The following is an 18,470-nucleotide window of genomic DNA, read 5'->3' on the forward strand; positions in this document are numbered from 1 at the left end:
GAACGGATCTAATTCTCTAATTAAGTAGGGGTTGTGGTATGTCGGTAAAAAAACGAATTTGGTTGGTGGTTATTTCCACCATACTTTCTATTTGTACACTTAGTGCTGTGGCCTTGTATCAAAGCAAAGGCTTTATGATGAGCCTGATGTACGACAAGATTCAATCGCTAACGGAAGTGACGGTGGGTGTCGCTGAAGACCTCAACAAAAAAGTTATCTCCGGTGAGTTAAGCCTTGAAGAAGCAAAAAAAGAGTACGCTAAGATCGTCCATAACATGCGTTATGACAACGGTCAGGAGTTTCTTTTTGCCGTTGATTACAAAGGCACTTTTATCGCAATGGGTGGTGCACCAGAGCTCGTTGGTGAAAATATTATTGACCTCAAAGACCCTGGAACCGGGAAACCGATGACACGGGACTTTATCGCTTTGGCAAAAAGTGGCGGTGGCTTTTACGACCACAACTGGCCGAAAGCAGGCAAAACTGATCCTGAACCGAAAGTGGCCTATGTGATGGGTTATGAACCATGGCAGATGTATGTGGGCACTGGCCTCTATTTTGATAACGTAAACCTGCTATTCAGAAGTTTTGCCACCAATCTTGGGCTGATAGTCTTGATTATCATCGTCGTATTATCTGGTGCGTTGTTTATTGTGGCTAAAGGCATTTTTAACCGCATCAACTGGATTACCGATGCTATGGACGAAGTGGCAAGCGGTGATGCAGATTTACGAGCCAGACTAGATGTAAATACCAAAGATGAATTTTCCAGTGTCGCTCGTTCTTTCAATGCATTTATGTCTGAAGTCCAATCCATCATTACCTCTGTAAGAGATATATCTGAACAGGTAAGAACAAGCTCAGGACAAATGGCCCAGACAGCCACCGAGACTAAGAAAACGGTGGAGAACCAGCTTAAAGAAACGGAACAGGCTTCAACGGCGATTAACGAAATGTCTACAACGGTTCAGGAGATCGCACAAACTGCGACCGTCACCTCTAAAAGTACGAAAGATACGGCAGAGCAGGCTGATGAAGGCAAAACCATAGTGGATCAGGCTCTCAAAAGCGTTCATCAGTTAAGTGAAGAGATTCAAACCAGCCACGATAGGATTGGTGAACTGCGTAGTCGCAGTGAAGAAATTGGCAATATTCTGGAAGTGATTAAGAACATCGCTGATCAAACTAACTTGCTGGCACTTAATGCTGCAATAGAAGCCGCACGAGCCGGTGAGCAGGGACGTGGTTTCGCCGTAGTTGCTGATGAGGTCAGAAGCCTTGCCCAGCGTACACAAGAATCTACGACAGAGATTGAAAGCATTATTAGTGACTTGCAAACCTCTTCAGTAACGGCACATGAGTCGATGCGCAGAAGTCACGAAAAGATGAACGAGACCATCGAACTGTCTGAAAAATCCGGCTTATCTCTGGAACAGATTCAGCAAAATACGCTTCAAATTAACGATATGAATACTCAGGTTGCAACCGCAACAGAGCAGCAAACCATAGTGGCTGAGGAAATAAACAAGAATGTGGACGCTTTTTTTAGCCGAAGCCAGCAAGTTGCGGGTAACACAGAAATCATCGCCGAAAATAGTGAAACATTGCAGACTTTGGCTCTAAAAGTCGAAAAAGAGTTGAAGAAGTTTAAGGTATAGAAAAACAGAGGGATAGAGTGATTAGTTCAAAACAAATGCTGGTGTCGTTATTTGAGAAGATATTTCCGGGTACAGACGTCAGTGCCTCAAATTCAGAAGTAATGGTTCGCTTTGATGAGCCTGAAAAAATTGGTGTTAGCCTGGAATCCATGCACCTATTTCTTGCGGGAGAACAGTTGGTAGAAGGGCTAGTTATCAATGCCATCTACAATGGAGTGCCAGTTTCTTTTGATCACAGCCTGGTGAATGAGCTAGAGCTTAGTGAATCACGCTTTAAGCTTCATGACCTAACGGTCGATTCAGCAATAAGCCTGAAGAAAGTCATTCGCCAGTTTTATTGTTAGGTGTGAGAACGGTATCGACAACAAACAACATCCTTTCAATGCTGGTTTGCCACTCAATGCTCAAGCTTTATTTTGAGATCGCCTATTCCAGACGATTCGTGAGCTTATTCACTATACCCGGCAGCCGTCAGCCGATATTGAGTTGAAGCTAAAAGAGGTGCAACAGATCATTGAGGTCAGTCAGGTTTCATCCGATGAACAAACTGATCTTGGGCAATTTATGTCTATTCTGTCCAGAATCGACAAGATTACCCCTCTTAACAGTGAGCAATTTCAACCATCAAGCATCACTAGTCTAAATGATGCCAGAAAGGAGTATAGGAGCTCTGTTGTTTGAACTAACTTGATTTATAAATCAAATTATAGAAATAAACGCACATAGTAGCGGTAAACACCATACCCGGAAAAAATCTCGTTACCGAAAGAAAATCGAGGTTGAACCAACGTTTCTTCTCTTTTTTGGATCCTTTATCGGAGCTGGAACATCAACTATCTCTGGTGATTCTTCGATGATTGGTTTTGGTGATAGGTCAACCACATCAGCGATAAGCTGATAACCACGCTTTGGCACTGTTCTGATGTATTGAGGGTTTTTAGTTGAATCCCCAAGAGCCTTTCTCAGCGTAGAAATAGCCTGCGTTAAACTGGAGTCATGGACCATAATACCCTGACTTCTCCAGACGTGATCCTGGAGTTCATCTCTGCTGATAACCTGTTTAGGATTCTCGACTAAAAGATGTAGTATTCTATTATGATTACTATTTAGCTTAATTTCAGCATTTTCAGACGCTGTGTCGATTAGAACACTTTTTGATTGGTTGAAAATGTACCGTTGTGAGATGTTGAATTCCATGACGCTCTCAAAAATCAATTTAACTTGTGCCAGATAACCATACTATTTTTTTATGTGATCTGAATCCCGTTTTCTGTCAACACACTATGGACGAGAATTCCATAATTAAGTTGAAAACGGTTTTTAGTACCAAAGAAACTCGGTTCCTTTTCTCGTACTCCGAAGTCTAAAAATAGACTGCAATAAAGTACAAAAACTCGAGCAGTAATCTTCAATCTTAAAAAGTCCAGTCTAGCTATTCTATAACCAAGTTAAGCGAACAACCCAACACAACAATAAAGGTTACGGGAAAATAGTTAACCAGTCAGAGGACTAACCCATGTTTAAGAAACTTTTGATATCAGTACTTGGTGCACTCTCTCTAGCAGCATGCTCAAGCAGTGATAAAGCAGAACAAAATACCACTCAAATTACAGAGAACACGACTATGCAAGCGATTCAATTAGACACACGAGTAGGCTCTCTGGCCGCTAATCTTTACCTTCCTAAAGGTGTTGAGAAGCCACCAGTTGTTATCATCACAGGTGCATGGACAACAGTTAAAGAGCAAATGCCAGCAGTTTACGCAGCGGCAATGGCTGAAAAAGGCTACGCAACACTGACTTTCGACTTCCGTGGTTGGGGTGAATCAGAAGACGCTATCCGTTACCTTGAAGATCCGGCACGTAAAACAGACGATATCCGTGCAGTAATTGATGCAGTTGCAGAGCTTGAGCAAGTTGATGGTAGCCGTATCGCTGGTGTTGGTATCTGTGCTTCAGCAGGTTACATGCTTGACGCAGTAGCGGGTAACGACAAAGTAAGCGCGGCAGCAGTAGTTGCACCATGGCTTCACGATGTACCTATGGCGACAGCTATCTACGGTGGTGAAGAGAGCGTGAAAGGTCTTCTTGCAGCGGCAGAAGCAGCGAAGAATGCAGATGAGCCTGTATACATCGAAGCAGCAAGCACAACAAACGAAGGCGCACTAATGTACAACGCACCTTACTATACAGAAACTGACCGTGGTCTAATCCCTGCGTACGACAACAAGTTTAACGTAGCATCATGGGACGGTTGGTTGAACTACAACGCTCAGCTAAGCGCAGAAAAACTGACTCAGCCTACTCTAATGGTAGCTTCTGAATCAATGGCTCTACCAGCAGGTGCTCACATGTATCTTGAAGCGGCGGGTGACAATGTAGAATCAGTATGGCTAGAAGGCGTAACTCAGTTTGATTTCTACGACCAGCCAGAACCAGTAAAGAACTCAGTAGACGCACTTTCTAAGTTCTTTGAAGCAAATCTTTAATCACAGATTTAACAAAGATTAAGAACAAGCCCTGACTCCAAGCAGGGCTTTTTTACGTTCTAAGCTAACTCATCGATACAGTATTAATTGGCAGTGATGTACGGCTATTAATGACATGCCTTAGCCGTAGTAACATAAGCACCGCAGCGACAGTTAGCCCTGTCAGGATTCCGACCCAAAAGCCCTTTTCTCCCATCGCTGGAACAATGTAGTCCGTTGTTCCCAACACTACACCCATTGGTAGTGCCAGCCCCCAATATGAAGCGATAGCCAGGAACATTGGGATTTTAGTGTCTTTATAACCACGAAGCGCACCACTGGTTGATGTTTGTAAGGCATCACTAAACTGATACATAGCGGTTAATACCAGTAATGTTGCTGCGGTAGCACTGATTTCGGGATCGTTGGTGTAAAGCTTAATAATTTGTTCTGGGAATAGCAGGAGAATAACAACAGAGCACAATGAAAGAAGTGCTGCAATCATGATCCCTATTTTGCTACGGGTTATTGCGCACAGTTCGTCTTTTTCACCTAGTGCATATCCGATACGAACGGTAATCCCGAATGAAACACTCATTGGAATAACGTAAGTCATACTTGAGATATTTAGTGCTATCTGTGCTGCAGCAACATTATCTGCCCCTATACGGCCAATCATAAGAGCAATAACGGCAAAAATACTGCCACATACCGCAATGTTCATTCCAATCGGCAGGCCAAGTTTCAGCAGGTGAAGCATCTCTTTTAGCTTTGGCTTTGCATGCGAAAAACAGATGATGGTTTTGTAGTGATGATGCCCTTTGATATAGGAGTGCAATAACCCGGACATAAACCAATAAACAAGACTGGTGGCCCAGCCACAGCCTACAGCTCCTAACTCAGGCAATCCGAATTTTCCGTAAATTAGTATGTAGTTAACGGGAATGTTTACTAGCAGGCCAATAATTGAAATGATCATAGGCGCTCTGGTGTTATTCATTCCTTCACAGAAGCAGTTCAAGGTATAGAACAGTGCTATGCCCGGCACGCCAAATGCCAATGCTAAGGCATAGTTACTTGCAATAGGAATAATTTCCGGGGCGACACCAATCCACTCCAATAAAGGCTTTGCGTTAGCCAGATAGGTGATGAGTAAGATACTGGAAAGTAATGCCAGCCAAACCATCTGGAAAAATTCAATCGAGATATTTTTGTGGTTACGCGCGCCACGGTGATAAGCAACCACGGGAGTGAGAGCCATAATGATACCGCGAAGCAGCAACAAGACCGGAAGCCACAGGCTACTACCGAGTGCAATCGCTGCCAGATCAGCAGGGCTCACCTGCCCAGCCATTGTTGTGTCGACAAACCCCATCGCCTGAGTAGCAATTTGAGTCAAAATGATAGGTGTAGAAAGGCGCATCAAAGCACCAGATTCATGAATGAAAGGTCGAAGATTTTGTAACATGGAAGTTTTAAACATCAATATAAATGCACCAGTGATGGCAGAATAGCGAGTGTGCATTTTAGGATGTGCCCGTTCGGCGGCGAAAATATAAACGCCTTTCCGGGTAGAATCAAGGATTGCCTGAACTTTAATGACAAGTTATGGTTTTATAAATCTTCAGGTTATAAAACAGGTTAGATAGATAAGAGATGTTTATAGGAAACAATACAAGTATCATCACTCCTTGCATAGGCAGCTGCCAGCTTGATGAGCACGCTATTTGTAAAGGGTGTTACAGAACCTCAGAAGAAATTGCTGATTGGATAAATAAAACTGAAGACGAAAAAATAAGCATTGTTATCCGGTGTAAAAAACAGATTGCGAAGCAGGTTGAGCATAACAGCGAAGGAATCTAACGATTCGAACTTCGCTGTTTTTAGCTAGTTTACAATGTAAATATCAAGGGTTAACTAACCTACCTGATATTCAGCATAGTCAGTAAGTCCTTTCTCAGCACCTCCAAACAGGGTGTCTGGATCATGAGCTGTTAGCGGGTAACCATTTTCGATTCGGCTAGGTAGATCTGGATTTGAAACAAACGGACGACCAAATCCAACCATATCAGCAAGGCCATCGTTAATCGCCTTAGCAGCTTTTTCACCGTTATATTTACCAGCATAAATGATGGTGCCTTTATAGGCTTCTCTTACTGCTTTTTTGAATTCTAATGGTGTCTCTGGTGCGTCTTCCCAGTCTACTTCTGCAATGTGCATGTAAACCACACCAAGCGAGTTTAGAAGTTCTGCCGCTGCGGTGTACGTTTCGACCGGATTGCTATCAACGGTACCATTCAACGAAGTAAATGGAGCTAATCGCACGCCAACACGATCTGCACCGATAGCCTCAACCATTGCTTCAACCACTTCTTTCAGGAAGCGCAGGCGGTTTTCAACAGAACCACCATATTCATCGGTACGGTTGTTTGCTTCTGAGTCGATAAATTGATTTACAAGGTAACCATTAGCTGCATGAAGCTCGATGCCATCAAAGCCTGCTTGAATAGCGTTGAGTGCTGCCTGATGGTATTCAGAGATAACGCTTTGAATATCTTCTTTGTTCATTGCACGAGGTTCAACCACGTCAACAAAACCTGGTGCGTTATTACCATCATCTATAAACACTTTCACATTTTCAGCTTTTAGGGCTGAAGATGAAATAGGCTGCTGACCACCAATGTTTGCCGGGTGAGTAACGCGACCAACATGCCAAAGCTGTGCGAAAATAGTGCCTTCTTTAACATGAACTGCATCGGTTACTTTTTTCCAACCCGCAATCTGCTCAGGGGTGTAAATACCGGGTGTCCAGGCATATCCCTGCCCCATTTCTGAAATCTGAGTTCCTTCCGCTACAATCAAACCAGCAGATGCTCGCTGAGCGTAATATTCTGCCATCATGTTGTTTGCTGTGTTGCCCGGTTGACTTGCGCGTGAGCGAGTCATAGGTGGCATAACAATGCGGTTTTTCAGAGATAAAGAACCAAGCTGAATAGGTTGAAACAACGCGTCTTTCATCATCACACTCGCTTATTTTTCAAGTTGAATTAGTTCGATTGGGTAACCATCAGGATCTTTTACGAACGCAATATGGGTTGTACCGCCCAGCATTGGACCCGGTTCACGCGTCACATTGCCGCCTCGTGCCTTGATCTCATCACATGCTGAGTAGATATCTTTTACACCTAACGCAAGATGACCGAAAGCATTACCCATTTCGTACGAATCTGTATCCCAGTTGTAAGTCAGCTCAATAGTAGGACCGCCTTGTTCATAACCCACGAACACTAACGAGTAGCGGTATTCAGGGTTTTCAAAACGATCAAGAAGCTTCATACCAAGAACCTGAGAGTAGAACTCAATAGATTTGTCCAGATCGGTAACACGGATCATGGTGTGCAAGAATTTCATAGTTGGCTCCTTACTTATTCATACTCAGAAGAGTAAGTTTCTTCATAAGTGTGAGAGTACAGTTCAAACAGGTTACCGAACGGGTCTTCCAGATAAACCATTTTCGCTGGTTTGTTATCGTCTTCCGGGTGGTAGCGCATGATATCCATTCTTACTTTACCGCCGTATTGTTCTGTACGAGCAATGGCGCCTTCAAAGTCATCGGTTTGTAGGCAGAAATGGAAAATACCGATCTTAGAAAAATCAACTACATGGCGATCTTCGCGCTCTTTCATTTCAAATAGTTCGACACCGATACCATCTGTTGTAACCAGGTGAGCAATGTTGAAGCCCTTGAAACCTTCACCAAAGACAGCAATACACATTCTGCCTATCGCGGTTTCACGCTCTTCGATAACTGGTGTGTTGTCCATAATAAGGCGAAGGCCAAGTGCTTTAGTATAAAACTCAACTGCCTTATCCATATCTCCAACCATGATTCCAACATGACTCATTTTCATAATATTTGCCCCAAGATTTTAGTAATGAACTGGTGTGTGTTTTGTTGGTGAGAAGTATATGGATGGTTAGTTATAATATGAAATTATCTATATTTATAGTAATAATAAAATTATGTTATTAAGGCTTTGAGAGGAGCTGCTCAAAGCCTTAATCTTAATTTTAATCGACTTCTAAAAGCCATTTTTGAGCAGGTGTCAGCCTGTTGGCTGTTTCCGGGGTTAACCATTTGCGTTGATCCTGCTGCGCGGTGTCTTCTCTGTCGATATACAGTCCATGAAGTACTCTTCGGCGCGTGCCTGCATGGTTTACCGTTCCACCATGCCATGTATGAGCGTTGAAGATCATAATGCTGCCAGCCGGACATTCCAGATATACTTCATCCGGATGAGGTCCGTCCACATCATCCAGGTATTCCTCAGGAAGCTCTGGACGAAGGTGAGTGCCGGGGATGATTCGTGGTGCGCCGTTCTCCTTGGTCAAATCGTCTATTGCCCAAATAGAGTTTACGAGGTGGACTTTTGGAAAGTCAGGTCTTGGCTTTTTCCAATCTGCATGGAGAGGTTGATGACCTCCACCCGGATGCGCTTCGCGGGCGTTTAAGCTGGATATTTTATACTCGCCGCCAAAGATATGTTTACATGCCGCAAGCACGGTAGGGTGAGCCCAAACTTTTTCCCAGACGGTTCCTTTATTAATCAGGTTTGCAATGCGAGTGACCGTCTCTTCCTGATGGTGTTCTACCGCAAGATTGTCGCCTTCCTTTTCTACCAACATATCGAACGTTCGACGCATTTCCTGTAGCCAGTGTTCATCAATCACATTGTGAATAATGGTAAAACCATGAGTGTCTAACTCATCTAACATTTGCGGGGTAAGGGGAATATCGGCTCCTAGGGCATCCAGATATTTTTTCGAGCTTTCGTTCATGAGGCTTCCTTTTGAATAATGTTATTATTTGGTTAAATCGGTTACAACTTTAATCAAAAACCGCATGCCAATAAGTATGCAAAATGTTCGAAATACTGGATTTTTGTTGACTAAAAATAGAAATGTGAAGTGATGCACAAATAACCAGCCGTAACAGAATTTGCAGCATTTGAATTGAAGATTATTGCTCGGATTTTTGTGCTTGATTGTAAGACTTTCTTGCCTTGAGATTCAGTATTTTATCAGTTAGAGTCAGGGCGTTTTCCGCTATACTCAAGTATAGTTTTGCACGAAATATGGTTTAAATATTCGCCGGGAATAAAAGGAAATTGGTGATGAAGTCTGATCTTAAATTTTTCGACTTTGACTCAAATGAGTTGTCTGATTGTGGGAAAGTGTTGGATATCGAGCTCTCTGCGAGTGGTCTGGACTGGCCGGGAGTTATCATTGAAAAAGGAAACTCTCCTCATTTTTATCCTCAGAATGTCTATACGCCATACTTTTATTTTGCCTTGGCACTTGATAAAGATCTGACCTGGAGTGCGGAAAAGGACGGTAGCTTAACTGACCTGAAAACTAGCCCCGGTAATATCTGGATCAATCCACCGAAAACACCGTTTACCCATAATATTTCTGAGCCTTGCTACTTTGTTATTCTGGCAATTGAGGAGGAAGAGTTTCTTTCTAACTGTCCATTGAACTTACAAGGCAAGGAGCTGCAGTTTCTTAATAACTACAATGTTATGGATGAGTCGATCAAGGGTGTCATTGAGCTGTTTATGCTAGAGGCTAAAACGAAAGGAAGAAATGGCCGAGTTTACCTTAAGAACCTGATTTCTTTGCTGGCAACCAGCTATATCCAGAACTACTCAAACTATATTGATTTGCAAAATGATCAGATCACTTCTTCCAAGTTCGATCAACGACAGGTGGACAAAGTTGATCAGTACATCACTGATAATATCGGGCAACAAATTTCAGTAGATGACCTTGCCGATCTTCTAAGGTGCAGTAAGTTCTATTTTCTGCGGGAATTCAAAAAACTGGTGGGTATGACACCCTACCAATACCTGATGAATAAGAGGCTAGATCAGGCTAAAGAGTTGCTGTTTGGTGACAATGTCAATATCGCTGCAGTAGGACATGATTTAGGGTTTAACGATCAGTCCCACTTTACACGAGCATTTAAGAATCAGTTTGGCTTAACTCCCGGGCAGTATGTAAAGCAGTTAAAGAACTGATATTAGATTGACGTCGATTAATTAACCAGGTGAGCGTACTCAATAACTACCTGATTGCCATCAATATATGCATTCTGAATAGCGCCATCTACATTGACAGTGGTTTTTAAATAAACCACTTTAGCTGACTCTTCTGGATTTACTTTTAAAGACGGAATAACCAGTGCAGGTTCTACATGCATAATACGGCACAGGCGTTCGATGAACGTAATATTCAGAGGAACCGCACCACGTAGGTAATTAGAGAACTCCAACTGGGTTAACCCGAGCTTTTTTACGATCTCCATCTGAGTCAACCTCATCTTGGCTTTCTGAGACATCCAAATGCCATTTAACGCTTCGCGATCTGCTTCTGTAAAGTTCATCGTATATATCCATGCAAATTAATTAGTGTGTAATCTAGATAGATGCATGGCGATTAATGTCAGAACTGCGTTAAAAACACTGTTGCTACTAAAAATGAACGTTCTACGGCTTACTTTCAAGTTAAAGTAAGCCGTAAGAATTTGGATCGTTACATCTTCGCAGCGATAACGATGTCACCAGAAGTGCTTTCTTCCATTAGGTCGATGTAGTACTGCGCAACGTCTTTTGCTGGCATACCTGGTTCTGGATCCATGCCCATAGCAATCATTGTTTCTGCTACCCAGCCAGGAGATACAGCGTTGATTCGGATACGATCAATTTCAGTAACAGACGCTTTGATAGCCGCTTCTACCGCAGCGTTTACGGTTGTAACAATGCCGCTGCCAGCAAATGGGTACTGAGCCAGGATGCCGGAAGTAAGAACAATTGCACCACCATCATTTACGTACTGCTCACCAAAACGGATGGTGTTGATTTGTCCCATCATCTTGTTGTTAATACCAAATTCCCACTCTGAGTCTGGAGCTTCGTGCCAGTTAGCAATTCTTGCGACACCAGCTGTACAGATAATTGCGTCCACTTTGCCTACTTTTTCGAACAGAGCTTTCAGAGATTCCGGGTTCGAGATGTCGACAGGGTTCTCAGGGTGATTAAATGAAGAACCAATCACTTCAGCTTTGCCTTCAAGAAGCTCTGTAAGTGCGTTACCAATCAAACCAGTTGAACCTAGAATAAGTACCTTTTTCATGTTTATCTCCGTGGGTTACGTGTTGAGTGCATTATTCCTGTTTGGATTCCTTCCGTGTAGAAGGGTAATGGTTGATTTACCTTTAACTTCAGGTTGAAAGTGCAGAATGGCTATTTGCTACATTGATAATCATCAAAAATAAGTGGTGTTACTTAAAACCAAAAGTTGAATCAGTTCCAACCATTTCCCATCTACCTACAACACTGTTAATAACCATAATACTGGGCAGTCATACTCAGAAATTTAAGGTAATTAAGATGAAGAAAGCCACAGTGATTCTGGCTCATCCACGATTTGAGCAATCTTACGCAAACAAAGAGATCATCAGACAGATTGATCTGCAAATGCCTAACGTGGAAGTCCGCGATATCAGCAAAATGTATCCAGATTTTCAGATTGATGTAAAAGCAGAACAAAAAGCACTTGAAGAGTCGGATGTAATTGTATTTCAGTTCCCATGGTGGTGGTACAGCTCACCAGCGATCCTTAAGCACTACCTTGATGAAGTGCTTGAGTTCGGTTGGGCATACGGTCCAAACGGAAATGCACTGGTTGGTAAACATCTGATTGTTTCTACAACCGCTGGTGGCGGTGATTCATTCTATAAGCCAGGTGGTGCCAACCATTTCTATATTGATACGCTACTTGCGCCATTTGAAGAGACGGCGTTAAAAGCACGTATGTTGTGGCATCGTGCAGTCAGAAGTCACGACATGGCTTATGTTCCGGGTATTTATCACAGTGAAAAATCTGTTAAAGCACGAGCTAAAAATCATGCTGATGAGCTGGTTGCAGTGATGAAGGGAATTGTTGAGTTTTCTGAAGAGGAATACATCAAAGATTTCTTACTAAACGACTGGTTCCCGGCGTCAGATGATCTGGAAGAGAACGGTCACTTCACGGCTCACTTTACTTTGACGACGTATTTTGATCTAGATGGTCAGGTTTATAAAGCTCATGAAGGCTTTGTTGAGTGGATGGAAGGCGTTCGTAAAGTTCTGAAGCCGGGTACTGTAAAACACACAGTGACCGATCTGGCTGTTCAAAAAGGAACTAAATCGGCCCACAAAGTTCTGATGACGTTGAACGTAAAAGCGGAAACATTCGGTGGTGAGCAAATTGATATAACGACGAATGAAGGGTGGTCTATAGACTTAACCAACGACAGAAAGGTTATTATTACGGAAAGAATTTCCAAAAGAGTAGAAGCTTAATTATTTTTGAAAGTAAATAACTAATAGTTGATATATTAATTAACGCTTATAAACTTTTCGATTAGAAAAATAAAGTCACTCCAACTTAGGAGTGACTCTTTATTATAAATAAGTTATTTCATTTGACCTTTAGGTCTGAAATACATTAGGTTGTCTATAGCAAATCGACTAGAAATAGTTGAATGACTTATTGTCATTGTTTTAACTGCGGGACCATCATATTCAAATAAACCACCAACAAAACCAGGGTCAGCAAGTAGATCCAACATGACCTCTTCCCTAACCAAGCCTACACCTGGACGATATAGGTCGACATACACGGCTTGATTTCCAGAGAACGTATTTTGCGCTATACCAAAACTGATTATGGTGGTTGGTACATCAAAGGTTAAGTGTAGGATCCCCGCAGAGGTGCCTTCAATATTAGGAGCATCGATATTATTTGTGATCCCCGGTCCAGTGTAAGTACCGGCCATACAAGCCATACTAGGTGAACCATCCACAGTGAATGAATACATAACACCATGCAGATTCAGGCCCTCACAATAAGCTGGTTCTATATCATAGGTTTCAGAAAATACAGGCATTTCCGCGTTTACACTTGCCATAGGTGCTAACATACCTAAGGCTATTAATGAGAGTAGTTTTTTCATTTTACTATGTCCTTATTCAAGTAAATTAGAAAAACAACAAATCATGTTGATAACAGTTGATTATTCAATATCAACAGAAGCACCACTTCAATGTGGTGATCTAAGTGTAGTTATAAAGCTTGTTAGTGATAATATTATTAATGAGAAATTGAAGGTTTGTTTTATATTAAAGTTTTATTAGAGTTTTATACTTATTAGTAATAAGTATAAATATAATTTTTATCATGAAAGGACTTTGTCGGAACATCTAAAATATCTAGATGTTCCGATAAAGTTTATTTGACGGTATAACTCAGACACTTAGAAGAACAAACTCTGAACAACACATCCCAATAGGGCAGGAATGCCTGCAATTAGCAGTTTTGCATACATGTTGGTATTGTCATTGAGTCTTGCGCTGTCTATTTCATTCACCTTTGCTCTGTCTACCATTGAGTCGGCGACCCTTTCCGCTTTTTCATCAGAAACACCAATGCCGCCTTTGGGTGGATACATAAATAGAATGCCAGCGATTCCCCACAGTATGAATACATTGAAGAAAAAGATAGTCAGACCAGTACTTTAACCCAAGAACTGAAGTGGTTGCTTCTACCGTGAAAGTAAGGGTGAAAGCAAGAAGGTTACTGACAATGACAAATTTAAGGATATTTTTCATTCGGAGTTTATTTTTACCTGCACTCAAGGTCACTAACTTATAAATAGTATTATAAATTAGTAACTTAATTCTTATGGGTAGAAGTTACTCATGTTGTTCTTATTCGTCAAACAACGATTTAGACTAGATATTACTTCTTCGATCCAACTATAAGCATTTTTCCTTAACCTTGCCGATGTAAGGATACAAAAATGCAAAACGCCCAACATAAAACAGAGTGAATGCTAACCACAAACCATGATTCTGCCACTGTGGAACGGCAACCATCTGCGCAACCAAAAACAGCATCAGTGTGAAAAATGTCGAGTTACGCACCGGACGAGTGGTGCCTGTTCCAGTAAAAATACCATAGAAGGTTAAGCCGTAGCCTGCCACTACCGGGAATGCCAGCAGCCAAGGACTCATATCAGAGTAGATCGCAATTAACTTTGGCAGTGTGGTAAACAGTATTACAATTTGATCGTCAAACAAAATGATAAACAGTGTCATAGCCAGAATAAATGCAGTGGTCCACTGAGTATTTAGCTTGATAACACTATTCAGTAAATTGGGGTTCTTCTGACCAACCGCTTTACCAGCGAATACACTTGATGCGTTGGCTACACCGTCAAACATGTAGCTTACGATAAAAGTGACCTGCATAAGGATTGCGTTGGCAGCCAAAACATCAGAGCCAAGCTGCGAGCCTACACGCGCCATCATATTGAAGAATGTCAGCAAACATACGGTTCGTAATAGCAAATCCATGTTTGAAGAGACAATGACTTTAAGGTCTTTGCGAGACATCTTTGCTGTTTGTATATGGTCGAACAGGGAAAACCGACAGGTTTTGAGAACGATGGCCATTCCAATAACAAAAGTGGAGATTTGTGCAATTAGAGTAGCTATAGCAACGCCAGCGATGCCCATTTCGAAATGAAGAACAAATATCAGGTCGAGCACAATGTTAAGCACGTTACCAAATACCTGAGTGAACAGGGTCGCCTTTGCTTTTGCTTGTCCCATTAGCCAACCAATAATGGTGTAGTTAAGCAAAACAAACGGTGCACCGAAAATCATGATATCGAAATAGATTCGAGCGTTTTGTCCAACTACTTCATCAGGGCTAATTATCCATTCGGCACCTTTCCAAATTGGCACTTGTAGCGCAATAAATACTAAACCAACGCACAAAGCTAGGACAAAAGGACGGAATAAACTGCTCGCTTGTTCTGCAGGGTCATTTTTGCCAAGTGCGATGGCACTCTGTCCTGTAGTACTCACACGAAAGAAACCGAACAGCCAGTACAAGGTGTTCATAATAATGGTACCAATGGCAACGCCACCAATCAGTTCCGCGACACCAAGTTTTCCTATAACGGCGGTATCTACTGCACCCAGCAGAGGTTGGGTTACGGTAGATACAATAAATGGAAAAGCAATCTTAAAGTAGTCTTTATGAGACAGGTTCATGTTTGATTAAACTCGACTTAAATAGAATAAATAGGTGCTCAATTACCTTAGTGAACGAGATAGACTTAAATTTGCTGCAACGAGCTTTTTCGTCATTTCATGAGTGGCTTCGTCTACTATGCAACCACTCGTTAGCTCTTCTACAACCTGACCTTCATGCATCACATAGATTTTGTCGCACAACATTTCTGCCAGAGCGAGGTCATGAGTGATAAACAGGCAGGCAAAGCCAAATTTTTGTTTTAATTCCAGGAAAAGCCTTACTACTTGTTTTTGGATGGTTGCGTCAAGCGCTGATGTTGCTTCATCACAAATAAGCAGCTTGGGGGATAGAGCGGTAGCACGAGCAAACGCAATTCGCTGCAACTGACCACCCGACAATTGGCTTGGGTATCGGTTAAGCAGATCTTTTGGTAAATGCACTCGTTCAAGCAATTCGATAGCTAACGCTTCAGATTGGGACTTATCGATCAACTTAAAGTTAATAAAGGGTTCCAAAAGATATTTTTTAACGGTCATTCTTGCAGGAAAGCTAGCAAAGGGGTCCTGAAAAACCATCTGCACTTGCTGGTAGTACTCAGCTAGTTTCCAGTCAGATAGAGGTTTATCCTGAAACAGGATCTCACCACTATCGCTGGTTGTGATTTGACACAACAGCCTTGCTAAAGTTGATTTACCAGAGCCACTTGCCCCAACAATGCCAACACATTCGCCCTCATTGATCGAAATGTTCACAGACTTTAATGCGTGAAATCGTTCACCATTCCGTAGGAAGCTTTGATTTAATTTTTTTACCCGAACCAGTTCAGTCATTTTTTGGCTCCTTAACTGACGGATTCAATGTTGGTACTGCGTCGAGTAGCTCGCAGGTGTAGCAACCTTCTTCACGAGAGTGGATTTCGTCTAACGTACCATAATCAACAACTTCGCCATCTCTCATAACCAGAATTTTATTGGCAATTGCAGCACAGGCAGCCAGGTTATGGCTCACCATAATTACAGCCGTATTGTGATTTTCTTTGCGATTACGTAGCTCATCAAGAACCAGTTCTTGAGTTGATACATCCAGTGCTGAAGTCGGCTCATCCGCTAAGATAAGCTCTGGTTGCATGGCAAGTGAAATAGCGATAGCAACTCTTTGCTTCATGCCGCCACTTAGCTGCCAGGGGCGAGATTTCAAAATACCATGCGGATCGGCTAATCCTAGTTTGCTAATCTCTTCCAGAGCGACTTGCTTGGCTTCGGCTTTGCTGATGGCTCTATGGTTGCGGATAGCTTCGATAAACTGGCTTTCAATACTTACCATTGGGCTCAGGGTTGCTCCGGGGTTTTGAAATACCATAGCGATACACCCTCCACGTAATGCTCGCCATTGCTTAGCATTTTGGGTGAATAAATCGATACCATCGAACCGGATTGTTCCAGAGTCGATAGTGGCACTTTTGCCCAGGAGGTTGATAATGGTGCGTATCAGGGTGGTTTTTCCACTGCCACTTTCACCTACTACAGCAAGGATTTCTCCTTGCTGTAGAGTAAAACCAACCTTCTTTAATACCTGACTCGTATGGTCATAAGATACCGAAAGGTCGTTAACCTCAAGAATAGGTTGTGTCATTTATCTGTTCTTAATCTATTACTTAGCAAGCTTTATTCGATCGTCTACATAATAGATTTCAGAAGTGAATCTGTAGATACCGTCAAGACGTTTGTTGTGCACCAGATTGCCACGTTGGTAGAACAAGAAAATACCGGCAGCATCTTCCATCAGTAGTTTAGAACCTTGCTGACCGAGTTCGTTGCGCTGCTCTTTATCCGTTACACGTTCTAGCCTGACAAGTAGTTCATCAAACTGTGGGTTGCTGTAACCACCGGAGTTTCCGTGTGCACCTGTTTTAAAGCTCGATTCCAGGAAGTATTGTGGATCCAGTGTTGGAGCTGACGTCCAGCGTTCATAAAGAAAGTCATACTGACCTTGTTTTGCCGCTTCAGTATGGTTTTCCATCTGTAGCACTTCCATATCGATGCCAACTTTTTTAAGCTCCGACTGCATTGCGATACCGATGTTCTTAGCCACTGAGCCGTGATTAGGCATGCTTATATATTTAAGGGTGATCTTCTCACCATTAAACTCACGGAAGCCGTCACCGTCAGTGTCTTTAATACCAACTTTATCTAGCAGTGCTTTTGCTTTTTCCATGTCATAGGTGTAGACATCATCACCACTCAGACCAAATGGCAGCAAGTCATTAAATGGACCACGTGCAGGAATACCGCCGGCAATACGTCCAGCATAAACATCTTTTCGAATTGCATGGCGAATTGCTTGACGGAACTCAGGAAGCTTCATCCACGGGTGGTTAAAGTTAGTGCGCAAGAAAAAGATACGTAGGTTAGGACCGGTAAGGACGCTAAGCTTTGGATCTTTCTCTAAGATAGTAAGGTCCATTGGGCTAATTTGCGTGGCAAGGTCAAGCTCTCCAGACTGTAGCGCCATCGAACGCGCGGCTGGATCTTGAATGTACTTAACGTTGATGGTTTCGATAGTTGGTTCACCATTCCAGTAAGCCGCATGTTTTTTAAGTACTAAGCCAGTCTCTGCATTGAAGCTTTCTACTTTAAATGCACCTGTTGCAACTGGCTTAAAGCGAAAATCGTCATTGTTCTCAGCTGCGTTGGCATCAACGATAATATAAAGCGGATCAGCTAACTCATTTAAAAGTGTTGCATAAGGGTATTGAGTTTTGATCACCAGGCGCATGCCGTCGGCTTCTATTGATTCGATAGGTAACACCATATCTTTGCGGTTTGTTAGCTTCAATACACGCTCAATAGAGGCTTTTGCTGCTTTAGCGTCTACTTTTTCACCATTATGGAATACCACACCTTCGCGGATAGTGAACTCGGTTGTGAGCTCATCTAACTGCTTCCAACTCGACGCAACCATAGGTTTGAACTTCAAGTTTTCATCGATTTGGATAAGGTTTTCACCTACACCAACTCGGCTCAGTGTCCAACCGTTCCAGGCTGTTGTTGGTTCTACGTCACCATCAATCCAAAATAGCGCCATGTTGACGGTTTTATCTGAATTATTTGCCTGAACGCTAAATGCACATAGCAGTGCACTTAACGAAAGCAAAAGGATGTGAATAAATTTCATTTTTTATAGTCCTTGATAAA

Annotated in this window: 21 protein-coding genes; 7 read left to right on the plus strand and 14 right to left on the minus strand. The window is 42.4% G+C overall.

What is annotated here, in order from left to right:
* The first annotated feature begins 38 nt into the window (after positions 1-38).
* The 3 genes from P7F88_RS09745 (at position 39) to P7F88_RS09755 (ending at position 2,339) form a co-directional block, all read left to right on the plus strand.
* Entirely contained in the window at positions 39-1,658 is a 1,620-nt protein-coding gene (locus P7F88_RS09745; protein ID WP_277824135.1) for a methyl-accepting chemotaxis protein, read from the plus strand.
* Positions 1,659-1,675: 17 nt separating this feature from the next.
* Positions 1,676-2,002, plus strand: coding sequence for a hypothetical protein (locus P7F88_RS09750; protein ID WP_277824137.1), 327 nt, complete (start codon positions 1,676-1,678; stop codon positions 2,000-2,002).
* A gap of 157 nt (positions 2,003-2,159) precedes the next feature.
* Positions 2,160-2,339, plus strand: a complete 180-nt coding sequence (locus P7F88_RS09755) for a hypothetical protein (RefSeq protein WP_277824139.1) — start codon at positions 2,160-2,162, stop codon at positions 2,337-2,339.
* 78 nt (positions 2,340-2,417) lie between these two features.
* Here the strand turns inward: P7F88_RS09755 and P7F88_RS09760 are convergent, their stop codons facing one another.
* Positions 2,418-2,855, minus strand: a complete 438-nt coding sequence (locus P7F88_RS09760) for a winged helix-turn-helix domain-containing protein (protein ID WP_277824141.1) — start codon at positions 2,853-2,855, stop codon at positions 2,418-2,420.
* Between the two features lie 319 nt (positions 2,856-3,174).
* Here P7F88_RS09760 and P7F88_RS09765 point away from each other — a divergent pair, with 319 nt between their 5' ends.
* Complete coding sequence (locus P7F88_RS09765) at positions 3,175-4,146, plus strand: alpha/beta hydrolase (protein WP_277824143.1); 972 nt, start codon at positions 3,175-3,177, stop codon at positions 4,144-4,146.
* A gap of 64 nt (positions 4,147-4,210) precedes the next feature.
* On the opposite strand, the gene P7F88_RS09770 is transcribed toward P7F88_RS09765, so the two are convergent.
* Entirely contained in the window at positions 4,211-5,593 is a 1,383-nt protein-coding gene (locus P7F88_RS09770; RefSeq protein WP_277824601.1) for an MATE family efflux transporter, read from the minus strand.
* 188 nt (positions 5,594-5,781) lie between these two features.
* Here P7F88_RS09770 and P7F88_RS25805 point away from each other — a divergent pair, with 188 nt between their 5' ends.
* Positions 5,782-5,988, plus strand: coding sequence for a DUF1289 domain-containing protein (locus tag P7F88_RS25805; protein ID WP_422127738.1), 207 nt, complete (start codon positions 5,782-5,784; stop codon positions 5,986-5,988).
* Between the two features lie 54 nt (positions 5,989-6,042).
* On the opposite strand, the gene P7F88_RS09775 is transcribed toward P7F88_RS25805, so the two are convergent.
* From P7F88_RS09775 to P7F88_RS09790, 4 genes are all read right to left on the minus strand, one after another.
* Complete coding sequence (locus tag P7F88_RS09775) at positions 6,043-7,143, minus strand: alkene reductase (RefSeq protein WP_277824603.1); 1,101 nt, start codon at positions 7,141-7,143, stop codon at positions 6,043-6,045.
* A gap of 12 nt (positions 7,144-7,155) precedes the next feature.
* On the minus strand, positions 7,156-7,536 hold the full coding sequence (gloA, locus tag P7F88_RS09780) for a lactoylglutathione lyase (protein ID WP_277824145.1): 381 nt from the start codon (positions 7,534-7,536) through the stop codon (positions 7,156-7,158).
* A gap of 14 nt (positions 7,537-7,550) precedes the next feature.
* Entirely contained in the window at positions 7,551-8,036 is a 486-nt protein-coding gene (locus tag P7F88_RS09785) for a VOC family protein (protein WP_277824147.1), read from the minus strand.
* A 160-nt stretch (positions 8,037-8,196) separates the two neighbouring features.
* Positions 8,197-8,964, minus strand: a complete 768-nt coding sequence (locus P7F88_RS09790) for a phytanoyl-CoA dioxygenase family protein (RefSeq protein WP_277824149.1) — start codon at positions 8,962-8,964, stop codon at positions 8,197-8,199.
* Between the two features lie 335 nt (positions 8,965-9,299).
* On the opposite strand from P7F88_RS09790, the gene P7F88_RS09795 reads away from it, so the two are divergent.
* Positions 9,300-10,205 carry a helix-turn-helix domain-containing protein gene (locus P7F88_RS09795; RefSeq protein ID WP_277824151.1) on the plus strand — a complete coding sequence of 302 codons (906 nt, stop codon included), beginning with the start codon at positions 9,300-9,302 and terminating at the stop codon, positions 10,203-10,205.
* 17 nt (positions 10,206-10,222) lie between these two features.
* Here P7F88_RS09795 and P7F88_RS09800 read toward each other — a convergent pair whose 3' ends face one another.
* A complete protein-coding gene (locus P7F88_RS09800; RefSeq protein WP_277824153.1) occupies positions 10,223-10,570 on the minus strand; it encodes a helix-turn-helix domain-containing protein in 348 nt (115 codons plus the stop codon).
* A 149-nt stretch (positions 10,571-10,719) separates the two neighbouring features.
* A complete protein-coding gene (locus P7F88_RS09805; RefSeq protein ID WP_277824155.1) occupies positions 10,720-11,319 on the minus strand; it encodes a short chain dehydrogenase in 600 nt (199 codons plus the stop codon).
* A gap of 257 nt (positions 11,320-11,576) precedes the next feature.
* Between P7F88_RS09805 and P7F88_RS09810 the strand changes: the two genes are divergently transcribed.
* The gene (locus tag P7F88_RS09810; protein ID WP_277824157.1) at positions 11,577-12,533 is read left to right on the plus strand and encodes an NAD(P)H-dependent oxidoreductase; all 957 of its coding nucleotides are present in this window, start codon (positions 11,577-11,579) and stop codon (positions 12,531-12,533) included.
* Between the two features lie 113 nt (positions 12,534-12,646).
* Here the strand turns inward: P7F88_RS09810 and P7F88_RS09815 are convergent, their stop codons facing one another.
* The 6 genes from P7F88_RS09815 to P7F88_RS09840 all read right to left on the minus strand — a co-directional run bounded on the left by P7F88_RS09815 (position 12,647) and on the right by P7F88_RS09840 (position 18,450).
* Positions 12,647-13,186 (minus strand): hypothetical protein, encoded by a 540-nt coding sequence (locus P7F88_RS09815; protein ID WP_277824159.1) that lies wholly within the window; start codon positions 13,184-13,186, stop codon positions 12,647-12,649.
* A gap of 300 nt (positions 13,187-13,486) precedes the next feature.
* Positions 13,487-13,681, minus strand: a complete 195-nt coding sequence (locus P7F88_RS09820; RefSeq protein ID WP_277824161.1) for a hypothetical protein — start codon at positions 13,679-13,681, stop codon at positions 13,487-13,489.
* A 307-nt stretch (positions 13,682-13,988) separates the two neighbouring features.
* Positions 13,989-15,293, minus strand: a complete 1,305-nt coding sequence (locus P7F88_RS09825) for an MATE family efflux transporter (protein WP_277824163.1) — start codon at positions 15,291-15,293, stop codon at positions 13,989-13,991.
* Positions 15,294-15,335: 42 nt separating this feature from the next.
* A complete protein-coding gene (locus tag P7F88_RS09830; protein WP_277824165.1) occupies positions 15,336-16,106 on the minus strand; it encodes an ABC transporter ATP-binding protein in 771 nt (256 codons plus the stop codon).
* On the minus strand, positions 16,099-16,908 hold the full coding sequence (locus P7F88_RS09835; protein WP_277824167.1) for an ABC transporter ATP-binding protein: 810 nt from the start codon (positions 16,906-16,908) through the stop codon (positions 16,099-16,101). The genes P7F88_RS09830 and P7F88_RS09835 overlap by 8 nt, the downstream gene beginning before the upstream one ends.
* An 18-nt stretch (positions 16,909-16,926) precedes the next feature.
* Complete coding sequence (locus P7F88_RS09840) at positions 16,927-18,450, minus strand: ABC transporter substrate-binding protein (protein ID WP_277824169.1); 1,524 nt, start codon at positions 18,448-18,450, stop codon at positions 16,927-16,929.
* Positions 18,451-18,470 lie beyond the last annotated feature (20 nt).

Origin of the sequence: Vibrio hannami (genome assembly GCF_029589055.1) — a bacterium.
GTDB lineage: Bacteria > Pseudomonadota > Gammaproteobacteria > Enterobacterales > Vibrionaceae > Vibrio > Vibrio hannami.